At 59.4% G+C, this 16,011-nt stretch carries 18 protein-coding genes and 1 pseudogene; 7 read left to right on the forward strand and 12 right to left on the reverse strand.

Going from position 1 to position 16,011, the window contains the following annotated elements:
- Window positions 1-262 precede the first annotated feature (262 nt).
- Together WA225_RS10825 and WA225_RS10830 are read left to right on the forward strand one after the other, a co-directional pair.
- On the forward strand, window positions 263-1,885 hold the full coding sequence (locus tag WA225_RS10825) for a methyl-accepting chemotaxis protein (protein ID WP_422607915.1): 1,623 nt from the start codon (window positions 263-265) through the stop codon (window positions 1,883-1,885).
- 110 nt (window positions 1,886-1,995) lie between these two features.
- Window positions 1,996-2,442, forward strand: a complete 447-nt coding sequence (locus WA225_RS10830) for a hypothetical protein (RefSeq protein WP_422607916.1) — start codon at window positions 1,996-1,998, stop codon at window positions 2,440-2,442.
- Between the two features lie 257 nt (window positions 2,443-2,699).
- Here WA225_RS10830 and WA225_RS10835 read toward each other — a convergent pair whose 3' ends face one another.
- Entirely contained in the window at window positions 2,700-3,005 is a 306-nt protein-coding gene (locus WA225_RS10835; RefSeq protein ID WP_422607917.1) for a PepSY domain-containing protein, read from the reverse strand.
- A gap of 168 nt (window positions 3,006-3,173) precedes the next feature.
- Between WA225_RS10835 and WA225_RS10840 the strand changes: the two genes are divergently transcribed.
- On the forward strand, window positions 3,174-4,052 hold the full coding sequence (locus WA225_RS10840) for a sterol desaturase family protein (protein WP_422607918.1): 879 nt from the start codon (window positions 3,174-3,176) through the stop codon (window positions 4,050-4,052).
- A gap of 1 nt (window position 4,053) precedes the next feature.
- Here the strand turns inward: WA225_RS10840 and WA225_RS10845 are convergent, their stop codons facing one another.
- Window positions 4,054-4,737: a helix-turn-helix domain-containing protein gene (locus WA225_RS10845; RefSeq protein WP_422607919.1), complete on the reverse strand. Its 684-nt coding sequence runs from the start codon at window positions 4,735-4,737 to the stop codon at window positions 4,054-4,056.
- On the reverse strand, window positions 4,738-5,865 hold the full coding sequence (locus WA225_RS10850) for a glycerophosphodiester phosphodiesterase (RefSeq protein ID WP_422607920.1): 1,128 nt from the start codon (window positions 5,863-5,865) through the stop codon (window positions 4,738-4,740).
- A 221-nt stretch (window positions 5,866-6,086) separates the two neighbouring features.
- Between WA225_RS10850 and WA225_RS10855 the strand changes: the two genes are divergently transcribed.
- Window positions 6,087-6,413: a DUF2025 family protein gene (locus WA225_RS10855; RefSeq protein WP_422607921.1), complete on the forward strand. Its 327-nt coding sequence runs from the start codon at window positions 6,087-6,089 to the stop codon at window positions 6,411-6,413.
- 132 nt (window positions 6,414-6,545) lie between these two features.
- On the opposite strand, the gene WA225_RS10860 is transcribed toward WA225_RS10855, so the two are convergent.
- Both WA225_RS10860 and WA225_RS10865 read right to left on the reverse strand, forming a co-directional pair.
- A complete protein-coding gene (locus WA225_RS10860; RefSeq protein ID WP_422607922.1) occupies window positions 6,546-6,851 on the reverse strand; it encodes an antibiotic biosynthesis monooxygenase family protein in 306 nt (101 codons plus the stop codon).
- Complete coding sequence (locus tag WA225_RS10865; protein WP_422607923.1) at window positions 6,851-7,555, reverse strand: CTP synthase C-terminal region-related (seleno)protein; 705 nt, start codon at window positions 7,553-7,555, stop codon at window positions 6,851-6,853. Before WA225_RS10865 ends, WA225_RS10860 begins: the two co-directional genes overlap by 1 nt.
- 14 nt (window positions 7,556-7,569) lie before the next feature.
- Here WA225_RS10865 and WA225_RS10870 point away from each other — a divergent pair, with 14 nt between their 5' ends.
- Window positions 7,570-8,511: a LysR family transcriptional regulator gene (locus tag WA225_RS10870; RefSeq protein ID WP_422607924.1), complete on the forward strand. Its 942-nt coding sequence runs from the start codon at window positions 7,570-7,572 to the stop codon at window positions 8,509-8,511.
- On the opposite strand, the gene WA225_RS10875 is transcribed toward WA225_RS10870, so the two are convergent.
- The 5 genes and pseudogenes from WA225_RS10875 to WA225_RS10895 all read right to left on the reverse strand — a co-directional run bounded on the left by WA225_RS10875 (window position 8,512) and on the right by WA225_RS10895 (window position 12,565).
- On the reverse strand, window positions 8,512-9,045 hold the full coding sequence (locus tag WA225_RS10875) for a DUF1003 domain-containing protein (protein ID WP_422607925.1): 534 nt from the start codon (window positions 9,043-9,045) through the stop codon (window positions 8,512-8,514).
- A gap of 177 nt (window positions 9,046-9,222) precedes the next feature.
- Window positions 9,223-9,717 (reverse strand): methyl-accepting chemotaxis protein, encoded by a 495-nt coding sequence (locus tag WA225_RS10880; protein ID WP_422608211.1) that lies wholly within the window; start codon window positions 9,715-9,717, stop codon window positions 9,223-9,225.
- Between the two features lie 51 nt (window positions 9,718-9,768).
- Window positions 9,769-10,542: pseudogene (locus tag WA225_RS10885) on the reverse strand (PAS domain-containing protein); the annotation flags it as partial.
- Window positions 10,543-10,732: 190 nt separating this feature from the next.
- Window positions 10,733-11,800: a diguanylate cyclase gene (locus WA225_RS10890; protein WP_422608212.1), complete on the reverse strand. Its 1,068-nt coding sequence runs from the start codon at window positions 11,798-11,800 to the stop codon at window positions 10,733-10,735.
- A gap of 156 nt (window positions 11,801-11,956) precedes the next feature.
- Entirely contained in the window at window positions 11,957-12,565 is a 609-nt protein-coding gene (locus WA225_RS10895) for a TetR/AcrR family transcriptional regulator (protein ID WP_422607926.1), read from the reverse strand.
- A 214-nt stretch (window positions 12,566-12,779) separates the two neighbouring features.
- Here WA225_RS10895 and WA225_RS10900 point away from each other — a divergent pair, with 214 nt between their 5' ends.
- Window positions 12,780-13,835 (forward strand): MBL fold metallo-hydrolase, encoded by a 1,056-nt coding sequence (locus WA225_RS10900; RefSeq protein WP_422607927.1) that lies wholly within the window; start codon window positions 12,780-12,782, stop codon window positions 13,833-13,835.
- A gap of 36 nt (window positions 13,836-13,871) precedes the next feature.
- Here WA225_RS10900 and WA225_RS10905 read toward each other — a convergent pair whose 3' ends face one another.
- On the reverse strand, window positions 13,872-14,189 hold the full coding sequence (locus WA225_RS10905) for an XRE family transcriptional regulator (RefSeq protein ID WP_422607928.1): 318 nt from the start codon (window positions 14,187-14,189) through the stop codon (window positions 13,872-13,874).
- Window positions 14,190-14,282: 93 nt separating this feature from the next.
- Window positions 14,283-15,050 carry an AraC family transcriptional regulator gene (locus WA225_RS10910; protein WP_422607929.1) on the reverse strand — a complete coding sequence of 256 codons (768 nt, stop codon included), beginning with the start codon at window positions 15,048-15,050 and terminating at the stop codon, window positions 14,283-14,285.
- Between the two features lie 112 nt (window positions 15,051-15,162).
- On the opposite strand from WA225_RS10910, the gene WA225_RS10915 reads away from it, so the two are divergent.
- On the forward strand, window positions 15,163-15,978 hold the full coding sequence (locus tag WA225_RS10915; protein ID WP_422607930.1) for a sulfite exporter TauE/SafE family protein: 816 nt from the start codon (window positions 15,163-15,165) through the stop codon (window positions 15,976-15,978).
- Window positions 15,979-16,011 lie beyond the last annotated feature (33 nt).

Here is a 16,011-nt window from a genome sequence, read left to right on the forward strand (position 1 = left end):
AGAGGGGGCGTCGGTCGCGCAAATGGCAGGTTCACTGAGCCGCATCATCGCAATGTCACATGACGTTTGTGTGACAGCAAAATGACGTCAAATCAGCAACTTACCGACGGTCGGATTTTCTTCAAGAAGCGCTCTGGTACGCCGATCAAGCTTGGGTTACGTTGCGCGCGCTTGGCCATGAGCCAAGGCTCGCCGACACGGATGTCCGGCACAATTTCACGCCTTACCGGGCGTGCCTCATCCTTGTCCTGAGTATCTTTCGATGCTGCAAAAATCCCTGAGAGCGCAAATTCTCGCCCTGCTGAGCGGCAGCCTGCTGGCGATGCTGTTGATCGCGCTGGCCTGTTTTCATTTCCTGTCCAACGGCGTGCAAAGCTACAGCCAGTTGATCGCAGGTCCCTTGCACACCTCGCAACTGATCGATGAGGCCAACCTGCAATTCAAGGTGCAGGTGCAGGAATGGAAAAACGTCCTGCTGCGCGGCAAGCAACCGGCGGATCTGAGCAAATATTGGGGGCAGTTCGAAGATCGTCAGCGCGATGTGCAAAACATCCTCGGCGAACTGGCCGGCCAGAAAGGCCTCGAGCCGAGCCTGAAAAACCGTATCGAACGTCTGCGTGATGAGCATCGTCAGCTCGGTTCCGCCTATCAGAAGGGCCGCGATGCCTACGTGGCCGCCGGTGGCGATCCGACGGCGGGCGACACTGCGGTCAAAGGCGTCGATCGTGCCACCAGCGATCAGATGAGCGAACTGGTCGCCCAATTGCGCAAGCAGGGGACAGAGCAGTCGGCGCTGATCAGTGCCGAGGCTGACCGCACGGTGTTGTTTGGTCTGCTGGTGATGCTCGCGTCGGGCCTGTTGATCGGCCTGCTGAGCCTGTGGCTGGTCAACCGCAATCTGGTCGAGCCGATCCGCAAGCTGATCGATTACGTCACTCAATTGAGTCGCGGCAAACTGGCCGAACGTGTGGTCAGCGACCGTCAGGATGAATTGGGCAACCTCGCCGCTGCCGCCAACACCCTGCGTGATTTCCTCGCCGACACCTTCACCCGTTTGCAACGCAGCGCGTCGGATCTGGACAGCGCCAGCGGTGAGTTGAATGCAATCGCCACGACCATGGCCGGCGGCACCAACGAGCAGTTCAACCGCACTGATCAGGTGGCCACGGCGATGAACGAAATGTCCGCCACCGCGCAAGAAGTCGCGCGTCACGCCGCTGATGCTGCGCGTGCAGCCGACGATGCCGACCAGTCTGCCCAACAGGGTGAAAAGGTCATGCAGAGCACCATCCACTCGATCACGCAGATGCGCGGCGAAATCGCCAACACCGCTACAGTGATTCGTCGCCTGGAAGCTGACAGCGGCCGCATTGGCAAAGTGCTGGAAGTGATTCGCGGCATCGCCGAGCAGACCAACCTGCTGGCGCTCAACGCTGCGATCGAAGCGGCGCGCGCCGGTGAGGCCGGGCGTGGTTTTGCCGTGGTCGCCGATGAAGTGCGCAACCTCGCACAACGCACCGCCGAGTCGATCATCGAGATCAACCAGATCATTCACAGCGTGCAGACCGGCGCGGTGGATGCGGCGCAAGCCATCGACAGCGGCCAGACACGCAGTGACGAAAGTGTCGAGCAAGTGACTCAGGCCGGCGCGATGCTGGAGCGCATTACCCACGCCGTGGAAGCGATCCGCGACATGAACCGTCAGATCGCTACCGCAGCCGAAGAGCAGACCTCGGTTGCCGAAGACATCTCGCGCAACCTCACCGAGATCACCTCGATCGCCAGCACCAACCTCGACAACGTGCAGCGCACCGAAAGCGCCAGCCAGAACCTGCACAGCCTGTCGGGGCAACTGAACGAAGTCACCGCGCGCTTGAGCGCCTGAGGCGATTGGACGTGTACCGGTTCGGATACCGAGTCGGTACACAGTCGATCTCAAATCGAGGCGGGCGTGGTCGATGACCGGTTATCTATAACCGGCATTGGAGTATTCCCATGGTCAGCATCACTTCTGTTTCGATCAATCAGACCGTCACCACGCCCACCAGCAAAACCTCGATCAGTGACGTTGGTGACGACACGTCTACCTCAGCAATCGCCAGCACGGGCACGACGGCCGATACCGGTAAAGTCGCCGCCGGTGGTGGGGCCGCTCCGGCGGGCGGCAGCAATTCCAGCAGCAGTGAAGAATCGGATTCGGTGAAAGAACTGCGCAAGCAGATTGCCGAACTGCAGAAGCAATTGCAGGAACAGCAGCAGGCGTTGCAAGCGGCGCAGGCGAAGCAGGAAAGTTCGGATGCCAAGGCTGCCGAAGTAGCCTCCGCACAAGCGCAGATCACTGCCACCTCGGCTTCTCTGTCAACCGCAACAGCCTCGCTGTTGCAGGCGTTGCAGGATTCCGACTCGAGCACTTCGGGTTCGCTGGTCAGCACCTCGGTGTGATGCCTTTTCCCCTCACCCTAGCCCTCTCCCAAAGGGAGAGGGGACTGACCGTGGTGATTATGTGAGTTACGCCGACCTGAAATATCAAGTCGAACTCAGGTCTTGAATAGCCCCCGATCGGCTCCCTTTCCCCCTCGCCCCCTTGGGGGAGAGGGCTGGGGTGAGGGGGAGAAAATTTCACTGACAACACATCAAAAAAGCCGAACACAAAAAAGCCGCACGATCTTGCAATCGTGCGGCTCCTTATATTCGCGCTATCAGGTGTCTTGCTTGTTGCTCAGCACTTTGCCGGTGGTGGCGTCGAAGTCGACATCCCATTCAGTGCCATCGGCCAAACGCAGCTCAACTTCATACTCATAACCATTGAAGTGGTTATCCAGGTCAGTGTCAGTAATAGTCGCACCCGGGTGCAGCTTCAACGCTTCGGCGTTCATCGACTCCAGCGACTTGATCTTGCCTTCCTTGACCAGTTGCGGGATCTGGTCAACGCGGACATCAGCCTGGGCCAGGCCAGCGGTGAGGGTCAGGGCGGCAGCGGTAAACAGGGCAGTCAAAGTTTTCATCGGTTCAATCCTTTAGGTGTTTGTCTAAGCGGGTGTGCTGTTTCAGTGGGTTCAGATTAAACAGCGCAACTTAATTCACCCTTAAAACGCGCCGTTCGGTTGCGTCGTTTGTTCAATTAGCCCACGCCGCAAGCTTTCATGCTGTGCCCTCGATCAATGGAGGTGCACATGAAACGTATCGTTGCCCGGTTGTACGCGCCGCTGTTCTGGGGCGGTTTTATTGGCGGTGGGTTATGGCTGGCGCAGTGCTCGACGGCATGGCTGTTGCCGCTGTTTGGTGCGGCGCTGGCGGTGTCGTTCACGGCGGAATGGCTGCTGCCCTATGAGACAGTCTGGAACCGTCCGGCCGGTGATCGCCGACGCGACATCTTGCATGCGCTGGTCAACGAAGCGTTGAGTGCGCTGGGCCTGCTCGCATTGCCCGGGCTGGTGGCGTTGCTGGCGATTGACGGCGTGTGGCCAAGCGGTTGGCCGTTGTGGTTGCAACTGGGGCTGGCGATTTTCATTGCTGACGCCGGCATCAGCCTGATGCATTACGCCAGCCATCGCGTGGCGTGGCTGTGGCGATTACACGCGGTGCATCACAGTGTTGAACGGCTCTACGGTTTCAACGGTTTGATGAAGCATCCGTTGCATCAATTGCTCGAAGCGTCGGCGGGGCTGTTGCCGTTGTTGGTGCTGGGCATTCCTTTGCAAGTGGCGACGTTGCTGGCGTTTGCCATCGCGATCCAACTGTTGCTGCAGCATTCCAACGTCGACATGCGCCTCGGTTTCCTCCGCTGGATTTTCGCCTGGGCGCCGCTGCATCGCTTTCATCACATGAAGTACGGGCGCGCCGGTGACGTCAATTTCGGTCTGTTCTTCAACGTGTGGGATTGGCTGCTGGGCACTGGTTTTTACACCGATGAGTATCGGATCGGGCAGGGCGATCTGGGCATTGGCAGTCGCCCGGATTTTCCCAGGAATTACCTGGCGCAATTGCTTGATCCTTTTGACTCGGTAACGTTGGCTCGCGAACCGACAGTGCCCGCGGCGCTGCGCCGCTGAATCAGCTCAAAAGCTTCAACTCGATGTGTTGAAGCGCCTGACGAGCAGTGACCCCGAAGAGTTTTTTCAGGCTGCGTGAGAAGTGCGCCGAATCGGCAAACCCGGCAGCGTGCGCAGCGGTGGTCACCGGGCTGCCCGCCAGAATCGCAGCCATGGCCATGCGCAAGCGCCGCCACAGCACCAGTCTGCGCACCGGCAAACCGACCTGATCGACCAGCAATCGCTGCAATTGGCTCAGGGACAAATTTGCCGTGTCGGCCACCGAGCGGGCGGCGACTTTGCTGCCCAGCGAGGCGTCGACGGCGGCCAGTGCACGTGTGATGCGCGGATCATGCAACGAGCGGCGCGGGCATTGGCGTAGCGCGAGATCGAGTGCGGTTAAAGACAGTTCGGCGTTGAAAACGGCTTCACGCAGTGTCGCCGCTTCGAACAGCAACGGCTCTGCATAAACGCTAAACAGCGGATCCGGCGCTTCAACAATCGCATGAGGCACATTGGAAGCAATCAACAGCCGAGAGCTGCTGACGGTTTCGCCCTCGAGCCACACCGTGGCCGGTCGCTCAGGGGCGAGGATGATTTGATGGGCATAGTGGCAATGGGGCGCAGTGCGCCCCGACACTCCGTGGATCAGGCCATAGTCGTGCCCCAGCCAGAGGCGGCCTGTCCACTCGGTGTGTGCGCTCACTCAGAAGCCGTTGTTCTTCAACACTTGCTCAACACTGGCGGCCGCCGGGCGTTTATAGAACTTCAACAGTTCGCTGGCACGGTTGGTGAAGATGCCGTCGACACCGGCGGCCATGACTTTCTCGAAGTCCACTGGCTCGTCGACGGTGTAGACGTGCACCAGCAGGCCTTGATCGTGGGTGTATTTATTCATCCACGGTTGCACCAGATCCGAATAGCTCTGGTCGCCACCCTTGGTCAACTTCGCCGACGGGCCAGTGCCGATGGCACCCTGGGCCTTGGCGTAGTCCACCCATTGCTTGAACTCGGCTTCAGACTTCGGCTCTTGTTTGCCGTAGAAAACGTTTTTGTCCTTCTCGCCGGACTCGGCAAAGGTCACTTTCGATTTCGGCTCGATGCTGCCTTCGCCGACCCACAGCAGGAGGATTTTCGGCACTTGCGGCATTTCTTTTTCCAGCAGTTCGAGGCTGTTTTTCTCGAACGTTTGCAGGATCACTTTGCCTTTGCCCTGACCGACGCCCAGTGCGCTTTTCGCCAGTTTCGAACCGGCCGGGCTCAGCCAGCCGCGGTCCTGCAGTTTTTCCTTGAGGTCTTTTTCGATCCCGGGAAACAGCTGCGGCTCTTTGGTTTCGATGTACAGGCCCGGTTTGTGTTGCGGGTTGGCCTGGGCGATGTCGATGATTTCATCGAGGGTCAGAATCTTCAGCCCGGCGTAAGTCGGGCGCGCGCGATCCGGGTAGGCCTTGTTGTACCAGCTACCGGCGTCGAGGGTTTTCAGCTCGGCCATGGTGAAGGCATTGGCCGGGCTGTCCTTGCGCTCCGGGAACTTGCTGGCGACGTCAGTGGTGCGTTGCAGGTTGTTGTCGTGCAGGGCGAACAGCACGCCGTCCTTGCTGCGCTGCAAATCCATTTCCAGGTAATCGGCGCCCAGATCACGCGCCAGTTTGTAGGACGCCGCCGTGGATTCCGGTGCATCGAAGGACGCGCCACGGTGAGCAATCACCGCCGGGTGCGGGATGCCGTTGGCGGCAGCGACTGCATTCGGATCAGTCTGGCTGGCGGCGTGCGCCTGACCGAGGCCGAGCAGCAGGCTCAGGACCAGAGCGCTTTTGGTGAAAGTGGCGGGCATGTTCGAGTTCCTTTCGCAGGGCATTTTCAAAGACGTACCTTTTAACAACTGAATCGATTACGTGCTATCGCCAGACCGACATAAACGTATTAAAAGCGATTTTTCCTGCACTTTTGTGGCGCCGTTTGCAGTACGCTTGCCCACGGCAGACGCTCCGGCAGAGGGCGCGCCGCTCCGTTGCCCTGCGTGTAAACCATCGATCATTTTTCGTGAGGTTTACCATGCGCATCACCTCCCAACTCATCTGCCAGGCCGCCGACGATCTCAAGGGGTTTGTCGGCCTCAACCGCAAAACCGCTCAGTACATCGTGCGCTTCAGCGAGGATTCGTTCGGCATGGACGTGGCCGATGACGGCATTATTCCTGTGAATGAATTCGTCTGGGCGCCGACGACAGCGCAGACCATGACGCTTAAGCGCGAGTTGATTCAGTTGTTGCTGGATCAGAACATCGATGACCGCATCAACATCACCGAGCCGTTGCGCGTTTATATGAGCAAGGTTGAAGTGCCGGAGATTGAGGCGGTGCGCAGTCTGGTGCGCGGCTGAGATTTTGTAGTGGCTGTACTGGCCCCATCGCTGGCAAGCCAGCTCCCACAGGTACGATGTAATCCTCCGAGCCGCGCATAACCTGTGGGAGCTGGCTTGCCAGCGATGAGGCCGGTGAATTCGCCACCAATATCACAGGCCGAACTGATACTCCCGCTCGACCCGACACACCCGCGTATGAAACGCCGAATACCATTCCGAGCGCCCACGCGCTTGAATCAGCCGATGCTCAGGATGCTGCCGCCACGCCAGAATTGCCGCTTCGCTGTCCCAATACGACACCGTAATCCCGACACCATCCGCACCGCGAACCGACTCCACCCCAAGGAACCCCGGCTGCTCACTGACCAAGGCAGCCATGCGCTCAGCCGCCTCGGCATAGCCGTTGTCACCCTCGGTGCGAGTCGAGGTAAAAATCACCGCAAAGCAAGCAGCCATCAACGCGGCTCTCCGCAAGCTTCAACAAACGCGCGCACCAGCGGCGGCATCTGCCCTTTGAGCGCCGCGCGCTCTGGTTGAAACAACGTCGCCACAAAGAATGGATGATCCTTGAGTTCAATCGCACGCAAATCCCCTGACGAATCATGCCCCACCGCTTGTAGGCGATCGTTCAACAGTTGCCGTTCGAACAGCGGATTCACACCGAAGCGGCAGCGATAGCCTTCACGAATCTGCGACGTTTCGTACGCCCTGGCGATCAACGAACCGGGCACCAGGTGAATGCTGTCCAGCGCTTCGACCAGCGAACAGGTCAGCGGCGTGAGCACCGCGCGCTCGGAATCGGGCGACGTTTCACCATGTTCCGCATCAGCCCAACCCAGTACGTGGCGGGAAAACTCCAGCACCGCATGTTGAAAACCGCCGCAGGTGCCAAGGAAAGGGCGCTGTTGTTCGCGGGCAAAACGGATCGCCCGCAATGCGCCGGCTTCGCTTTTGTAAGGGCTGGCCGGTACGCACCAGAAACCGTCGAAACCGCCGAGCGGCGTATCGGCGTGGATCTGCTCGGTGGGCAACCATTCGAATTGCACGTTGCGGTTGAGGTGTTCGCCGACCAGACCGAGGGCGACAGGAATGGCTTGGTGAGCGGTGACTTGCGGGTCGTAATCGCCGATCAGGGCGATACGGAGGGCGCTATTTTCCATGGGATTCCCTGCGCTTGTTGAATGATGGCACTCACTATAGATTGGCGCTCACGCACTCAACATGGGCATTTCCCCAAGTGATTAATGCAGCGACGCACTATCAGCTCGACTATCCCGATCTGGCCCTGATTCTGGCCCTGGTGCGTGGCGGCTCGCTGGCCCGGGCAGCGCAGCTGTTGAAAGTAGACGTCTCCACGGTATTTCGCGCGGTGCGGCGTCTTGAAGCCGCACTCGGTCAGCAACTGTTCGAAAAAAGCCGCGCCGGCTATTTGCCGACAACCCTCGCGCAGACGCTAGGCGAGCAGGCCGAACGCGCCGAACAGGCGCTCGAAGCCGCGCGCATTGGCGTGGAGCAGGGCGGTGAAGTGGTCAGCGGCACGGTGCGCCTGACCTGCACCGATTCGGTGTTGCAAGGTTTGTTGCTGCCGGCGTTGGCGCAATTCATGCCCAATTATCCGGCGCTGACCCTTGAGCTGAGCACCTCCAACGATTTCGCCAACCTCAGCCGTCGCGATGCCGACATTGCCCTGCGCTTGACGCGTACACCACCGGAGCACTTGGTCGGACGGCAACTGGCGAAGATTTCCTACCGAGTCTGCGCCAGTACACGCTATTTGCAGAACGTCGATCCGGGCGATCTGGCCGCGCTGACCTGGATCGCTCCGGACGACTTCCTGCCCGATCACCCGACCGTCGCTTGGCGCCGCCAGCAATTGCCCGGCGTGATGCCGGGGTATCGCTGCAACAGCATGTTGGCGGTCACCGAACTGGTCCGCGCCGGCCTCGGCGTGGCGGCATTACCGGACTTTTTGATCAGCGAGGGTTTGCAGGCGTTGAGCGAGCCGCTGCACGGATACGACACCGCGCTGTGGCTGCTGACCCGCCCGGATTGCCGGGCGTTACGTTCGGTGGTGACGTTGTTCGACGAACTGGGGCGAGCGCTGCGTTTGCCGTGATCAGCGCTGCGGATTCACGTGCATGTGCTCGTGCATTTCGCGGGTCAGACATTCGATGCGTTCAGTCAGGCTTTTGGTCATCTCGGTCAGGCGGGTGTTCTGCTCCAGCAGTTCCAGCAACTGTGCGGTGTTCTTCGCGGCCTGGGCCTGGCGCTCGGTATTGGCTTGTGCCAGCGCTTCACGGTGTAGCGCGTCGGCATCCGCCTGTGCCTTGTCGCGGGCGGCCTGACGGGTTTGTGCGAGCAGAATCAGCGGCGCGGCGTAGGCCGATTGCAGGCTGAAAGCGAGGTTCAGCAGGATGAACGGGTAAACGTCGAAGGTGGTCACGCCAAACACGTTGAGGCAAACCCACAACAACACAATCAGGGTTTGCGCGCCGAGAAACGTCGGCGTGCCGAAGAACCGCGCAAACGCCTCGGCGCGCAGGGCGAAGGTGTCGTTGCCGAAAGTGGTGCTGAGGTGGGCGTGGGGGCGGTGGAAGCGCAGGTGATCGACGGGAGCAGCTTCAGGTATTGCGGGTTTTTCAGTGGTCATGATGCACTCGGCAGGGCGTGGGGCGTGTAGTCACTATAGCTCTGCGCTGTGGCGACCGGCCCCTTCGCGAGCAAGCTCGCTCCCACAGGTAGCCGGGGTGTTCACACATATTGTGATCAACCTAACCCCTGTGGGAGCGAGCTTGCTCGCGAAGGCAACGACGCGGTCTACCTGCCTTTAACCCGGGGCCCGCTCATTGGCAAACATGCTCACGGCATCCACCGCCTCGCTGGCGCCATCACGAATCTGCAGAATCACCGTGCCTGCCTGATCCGCCAACTCGACCCCTTGTGCCGCACGACCTCGGGTGCCCTCCATGCTCTTGATGGCCTGCCGGGTCTCGTTCTGGATCAGGCTGATCATGCTGGAAATCTCCGCCGTCGACCCGCTGGTGCGTGCCGCCAGCTGTCGCACTTCATCGGCGACCACGGCAAAACCGCGTCCCTGTTCACCGGCTCGCGCGGCCTCGATTGCGGCGTTGAGCGCCAGCAGGTTGGTCTGGTCGGCAATCGCGCGGATGGTGTTGACGATGGCGGTGATCTGCTCTGAGCGCTCACCCAATTGCGCAATCAACGTCGACGATCCGGCAATGTCCTCGGCGATTTCGCGCATTTCGCTGGCGGCCTGCTGGATCACCTGAGTGCCTTGTTCGGCGACTTTTCGTGTGGCCACCGAGATGTGATACGCCGCGCTGGCACTGCGCGCATCCTGCTCGTGTTGTTCGACGCGGGCGGTGACATCGGAGGCGAACTTCACCACTTTGCACAAGCGCCCGGCGGCGTCGTAGACCGGGTTGTAATTGGCCTCGAGCCACACGGTCTGCCCGCGCTTGTCCACACGCTCGAACAGACCATGGAAAAACTCGCCCTGATTCAAGCGGCGCCAGAAATCTTCGTAGGCACTGCTATTGACCAGTTCCGGCGTGCAGAACAAACGGTGATGTTTACCTTTGAGTTCGGCGAGTGTGTAACCCATGCGCGTCAGAAAATTCTGGTTGGCCGTGAGAATACTGCCGTCGAGATTGAATTCGATGACCGCCATCGCCCGGTCAATCGCCTGCAACTTGGCATTGGCCTCGCTTTCCTGTTGCACCTTGGCGGTCACGTCCATGGCGTACTTGACCACTTTCACCACCCGTCCCGAGGCATCCTTGATCGGGTTGTAACTGGCTTCGAGCCAGATCGGCTGACCCTTGCTGTTGACCCGCTCGAATGTCCCGGACTGAAACTGGCCGTTTTTCAGGCGTGACCACAAATCAGTGTACTGAGCGCTGCGCCCGAATTCCGGTGTGCAAAAGCGTCGATGGGGCTGGCCGATCGCTTGTTCGGCGGTGTAACCCATGGTCTTGAGAAAATTGTCATTGGCGCGCAATACCACGCCATCCAGATCGAACTCGATCACTGCCATCGAGCGATTGATCGCGTCGAGCAGGCCGGCTTGTTCGGTGAGGGAACGCTGAAGATCGGCGACGGCGGATTTGTGGCGATTGAAGAACATGCTCGCAGTACTCTGGAAGGAGGGAAGATCGAGGATTCAGTCCCTATTCCCGCGCTGGCAGACCGAATGCGCGGACGGCATTCGGCGGTGACTGCTCAATGCCAGCATTCCTTAACTGGCAGATGGCTACTTATACAAAACTTCATAAAGTTGTACAAGAAAGTAATTATTTGTAAGTTTGTATAACTTTTTAGGCGTCTGCGCTGTCCGTCGCTACCCTGGTCAAGGCAACGCTGATGGTGTTGCGGCCCGTGTGTTTAGCGGTGTAGAGCGCTTTATCGGCATCGTCCAGCCAGTCCAGTGCATCCTTGTACAAGGATTGGTAGCGCGCCAAACCGATACTAAGGCCCACTCGCAACGCTGATACCTGCGGATGACGATACTGCAACAATGCCTCGCGCAGTTGCTCCATCACGGCTTCGGCCTTGTGCAATGGCAGTGTCGGCAGAACCACGCAGAACTCGTCACCACCGTAGCGCCCGGCCAATTCATACTGATCGAGCAGGCGTTTGAGCTCCTGACTCAATTGCCGAAGCACCTCATCGCCGACAATGTGCCCGAAGCTGTCATTGATCTGCTTGAAGTGATCGATGTCGATCAACGCCAGCGTGGCTTGGGTGTTGTGCTGGCGGCATTGCTGAAATTTCAGATGCAGCAAGTCTTTCCACGCGCCGTGGTTGAGCAGTCCGGTCAGGCTGTCGGTACGGCTGAGGGCGGTCAGCGTGCGTTTGTGTTGCGAGAGTTTGATCGCCAGGCGATAACAGACCATGCCCAGTGCCAGTGGATACAGCGTCAGCATCGGCAGACAGGCCCAGACTTGCGCCTGCGTCATGATCAGGCTGAATTTGAAACCAAAGATCGTCCAGCCGAGCAAAACGCCGGCGAGTTGGGCGAGGGCGCCGAATACGAACAACCGATAGCCACCGGCGGCGACGTTGTTCATGGTCATCATCGACAGGATGGTTACGGTGGTCAGCGGATTGAACTGAAAACACGCCGCCCAGAAACCGCCGCACAGTGAGTCGCAGAGCAGATTGCGCCGTTCAGCCTGATACGGGAAAGCCGAGCGCGTGGAGATCTGATAAGCCAGATGCGGCCAGACAAAGCCATTGAAGATCAACAGTGCCCAGATCCAGCCGGGCATGTTCAGCGGATACAACGCAGCACCGACGCTGAAGAAACCGACCCCCAGACCGATGGCCCTGGGCAGGTAAATACGTCGGGCGAATGACAAGCCTTTGCCGCGTTGGTTTTCCATGATGCCCTGCGCGAAATTCATCCTGAAATACTTTGCAGTATTTTCTCAGGCTGACCGTTCGTCGGTCGATTGTCGGACATTGTCATTTATTCCAACGGGAATAATCAGTGTCCTTCCGAGCCATTTAATCGGTGGCTCGCGCAGGAGAGGGGCGATTTAGAGCTGATAGTGGGCCAGGAACATTTCCAGCGCCGATTCGGCGACGGTGTTTTGCATATCGATATCAAGAGCGGCGCGGCCCATCGACATCTGCGGCCAGAAGGCAAAGGTCTTGAGCAAGCCTTGCACCTGGTGAGCGGCGAACTCCGGATCGACCGGCTTCAGTCGGCCGTCAGCCTGCGCGGCGCGAATCCACACGGTCAGACCTTCCTCGCGTTCACCCATACGCTCGACCATGTTCTGCGCGCGCTCCGGCGAATGGATAGTGGCGGCAATCGCCACGCGTGCCAGGGTGAGGAAATTCTCGTCGGCCATCAACTGCACCTTGGCCTGCAGCATCTTCAGTAACTGCTCACGCAACGGCTGATCGCGGTTGTAGGTCACCGATTGCTCAGCGCTGATTCGAGTCCATAACTGGTTGAGAATTTCGGCGAACAGCTCTTCTTTGCTGGGGAAATGGTTGTACACCGTGCGCTTCGACACACCGGCCGTGGCGGCAATCTTGTCCATGCTGGTGACTTCGAAACCGTTGGCCCGGAATTCGGCAATCGCCGCCTGAATGATGGCTTCGCGTTTACGGTCGGTGAGGCGCTGTGGAGCTGTCATAAGTACGCTTCGGCAGAGAAAGATGAAATTACACTTGGCAGTTTACTTGTCATCCGCTTTGATGCAACCTAGAAACTACACCGATCAGTGTAATGTTGCGTTAATCCTCGCAGCCTAAAAACCAGACAGTTCGGCCTATGCGTGCAGCTTTGGCCATTTATCGTCCCACCGCGAAGAACCGTGAATTGCGCGGTTTTTCTGGAGTCATTCAGTCATGGCCAATCCAGTTTCGATCCCGGATAACACATCCACGCCTGAAGCCTCGCGGCAGAATCAGGGGCTGTTTCGCAACCACGCGCCGGTGCAACGCGAAGGCCTGCGCAAAATGCTGCGGATCATGTGGAACATGATTTTCCACAAGCCGCGCAACACCCGGCCCGCCGCGCCGATCCCGGTGCAAGCGTTGACCCGGGAAGCGTTGCTGGCGGCGCCAAACCACAGCGTCTTTCGCCTCGGCCACTCGACCCTGCTGCTGAAGCTGCGCGACAAATTCTTCATCACCGACCCGGTCTTCGCCGAGCGTGCATCGCCGGTGCAGTGGGCCGGCCCGAAACGCTTCCACCAGCCACCGATCAGCATCGACCAGTTGCCACCGATTGAAGCGGTGATCCTGTCGCACAACCATTACGACCACCTCGATTACCAGGCCGTGCTCCGACTGGCCGCCAAAACCAATCTCTTTCTGACGCCACTGGGCGTCGGCGACACCCTGATCAAATGGGGCATCGATGCCAGCAAAGTCCGCCAGTACGATTGGTGGCAGGGCGCCGAAATTGCCGGCATCCGTTTCGTCGCCACACCGTCACAGCACTTTTCCGGCCGTGGCCTGTTCGACGGCAACAGCACCCTGTGGGCGTCATGGGTAATGATCGACGGCGACACGCGGATCTTCTTCAGCGGCGACAGTGGCTACTTCGACGGCTTCAAACGCATCGGCGAACAGTACGGCCCGTTCGACCTGACCCTGATGGAAACCGGCGCCTACAACGTCGAGTGGCCGCATGTGCACATGCAGCCAGAAGAAACCCTGCAAGCGCACATCGACCTCAAGGGCCGCTGGCTCTTCCCGATCCACAACGGCACCTTCGATCTGGCGATGCATGCGTGGCATGAACCGTTCGACCGGATCCTGGCACTGGCGTGGGAACGCAGTATTTCCATTACCACGCCGCAGATGGGTGAGGCGTTTAACATCGCTCAGCCGCAACGCGGGGAGGCGTGGTGGTTGGCGGTTGAAGGGGAGAGTGAGGGGGTGGTGCAGAGTGCTTGATAGCTCGCCGAGTTCGCCCCTTCGGGGGCGATTGTCTTACTCAGCCATCGCAAAATCCCCACGCCCCATCGCTTCCGACGACACGCCCTGTACACTCGCACTACGCCCCGGCGCAAACCCGGGAAAGAACACCAGCCCCTGTGCCTCAAACCGATAAGCCAACGCCAGTCGCGCCGCATCCGCGACATCCTGCTGCGCTTCAAAGCGTTGGATTTCTTCCACCGAAACCTCGGCTTCCCGCGATAGCTGTTCCACGCTCCAGCCCAGCATCGCTCGGGCCTGGACGCTGTGCGTCGGGGTGAACTGGAAAAGGGCAATGCGTTCGAGGATGTGGTTCATCGCAAGAGAGGCCATGGTGTGCTCCGGGCTCAAGAGTGCTGATTGAAAATGTACTGTGTTTTTGTACAGTTGTTTTCGGCCGGGATCAAACGCATTTTTTGATTTGCCCTAATTCGCCGCCTCCAACCAGACGGACGGTGCCTGACCGAGGATCCGCCGGAACATCGTCGAGAACGCCGCCGGGCTTTCATAACCGAAGTCCAGTGCGATGCGCGTCACCGCTTCACCTGCGGCCAGTCGTGCCAGCGCCAGGACCACGCAAGCCTGCTGCCGCCATTGCCTGAAACTCAGCCCGGTCTGCTGACGGAAAAGTCTGTTGAAGGTGCGCAAGCTTATGTGTAAATGGTCGGCCCACTGCTGTGGTGATTGGTGTGCGTACGGCTGATGCAGAAAGTTCTGACACAGAGACAGGAGTTTTCCGTCAGTCGGTAGCGGGATGTGCAACGGCAGCGGCGCACTGCGCGTCAATTCATGCAGCAGCAGATCGATCAACACACCATCGCGTCCGACCAAGTCATAAGCCAGTGGCACTTCCACCGCCTCCATCAGCAAATGCCGCAGCAACGGCGACACACTGATCACCTGGCAGCGCTCCCCCAAATCCACCGCATCGGGCTCGATGTACACACTGCGAGTACTGACCCCGAGCATCAAAACCTCATGCGCGACCCCCGGCGGAATCCACACCGCCCGTTGCGGCGGCACCACCCAGTTACCGTCATGCGTGCTGACCTGCATCACACCGGTCGCGCCGTACAACAACTGCGCCCGCCGATGCGTATGAAAGGGCAACAGGTGACCGTGGGAATAATCCGTACCGATCGCCACCACCGCGCGCGGCGTGTCATCCAGCAGATTGATCGAAACATTGCGCATCAGGCGTTTCCCGGTGGTTGGCGTAAACGCAAACATTATTGGCTGAGTTGCTGAAGCAGGCCAAGCGATGCCGCTCTATCGTCGACAGCTCTCCCTCCACGGACGCCTCGACATGTTCTATTTACTGCTGACCCTCTTCGGCTGCCTGACCGGCGTCACCGCCGTGCTGTTCGGCTTCGGGGGCGGCTTCGTCGTCGTGCCGCTGCTGTATCGCATGCTCACCGCGAGCCACGGCGCCGACGACCCGATCGGCCAATCGGCGATGCACATCGCCGTCGCCACCTCGACCTGCGTGATGATCGTCAACGCCCTGATCGCCACCGACAAACATCGTCGCGCCGGCAATCTCATCCGTCATTACCTGTGGCCGTTGGGAGGGTTTATCGGAGTGGGGGCGGTCGTTGGCGCAATAGCGGCGGTGTGGGTCAGCGGCGAAGTGATTCGCTACGCGTTCATAGGCTATCTCGGCGTGACCATCATTGATTGCCTGCTGCGACGCGGCTTTCTCACGCAAAACGCAGACGTCATCCCACGCCGACTTGGCGCTACGGAAACTTCCGCAGGTGGTGTAGGCATCGGCGCCATCGCGACGTTTCTCGGTGTAGGAGGAAGCGTCATGACCGTGCCGTTGTTGCGCCGCTGTGGATTGAGCATGTCGCAAGCGACGTCCATGGCCAATCCGTTGAGCGTACCGGTGGCATTGGCTGGGACGCTGACGTACATGGCGCTGGCCGGGTTCAGTCAGGCTGACCTGGGCACGTGGTTTGTCGGGTATGTGGATCTGCTCGCGTTTGCGGTGCTGACGGTTGGCTCGCTCATCGGGATTCGATTGGCCGCGCCATGGATTGGGCGGATACCAGACCAGGTGCATGCCTGGGTCTATATTGGTTTGCTGATTATTGTGCTGCTGTGCATTTCGCTTAAATGAACCATTGCCAGGCTACAGCGGAAGAAATCAAAA

This window comes from Pseudomonas sp. (genome assembly GCF_049300855.1).
Lineage (GTDB): Bacteria > Pseudomonadota > Gammaproteobacteria > Pseudomonadales > Pseudomonadaceae > Aquipseudomonas.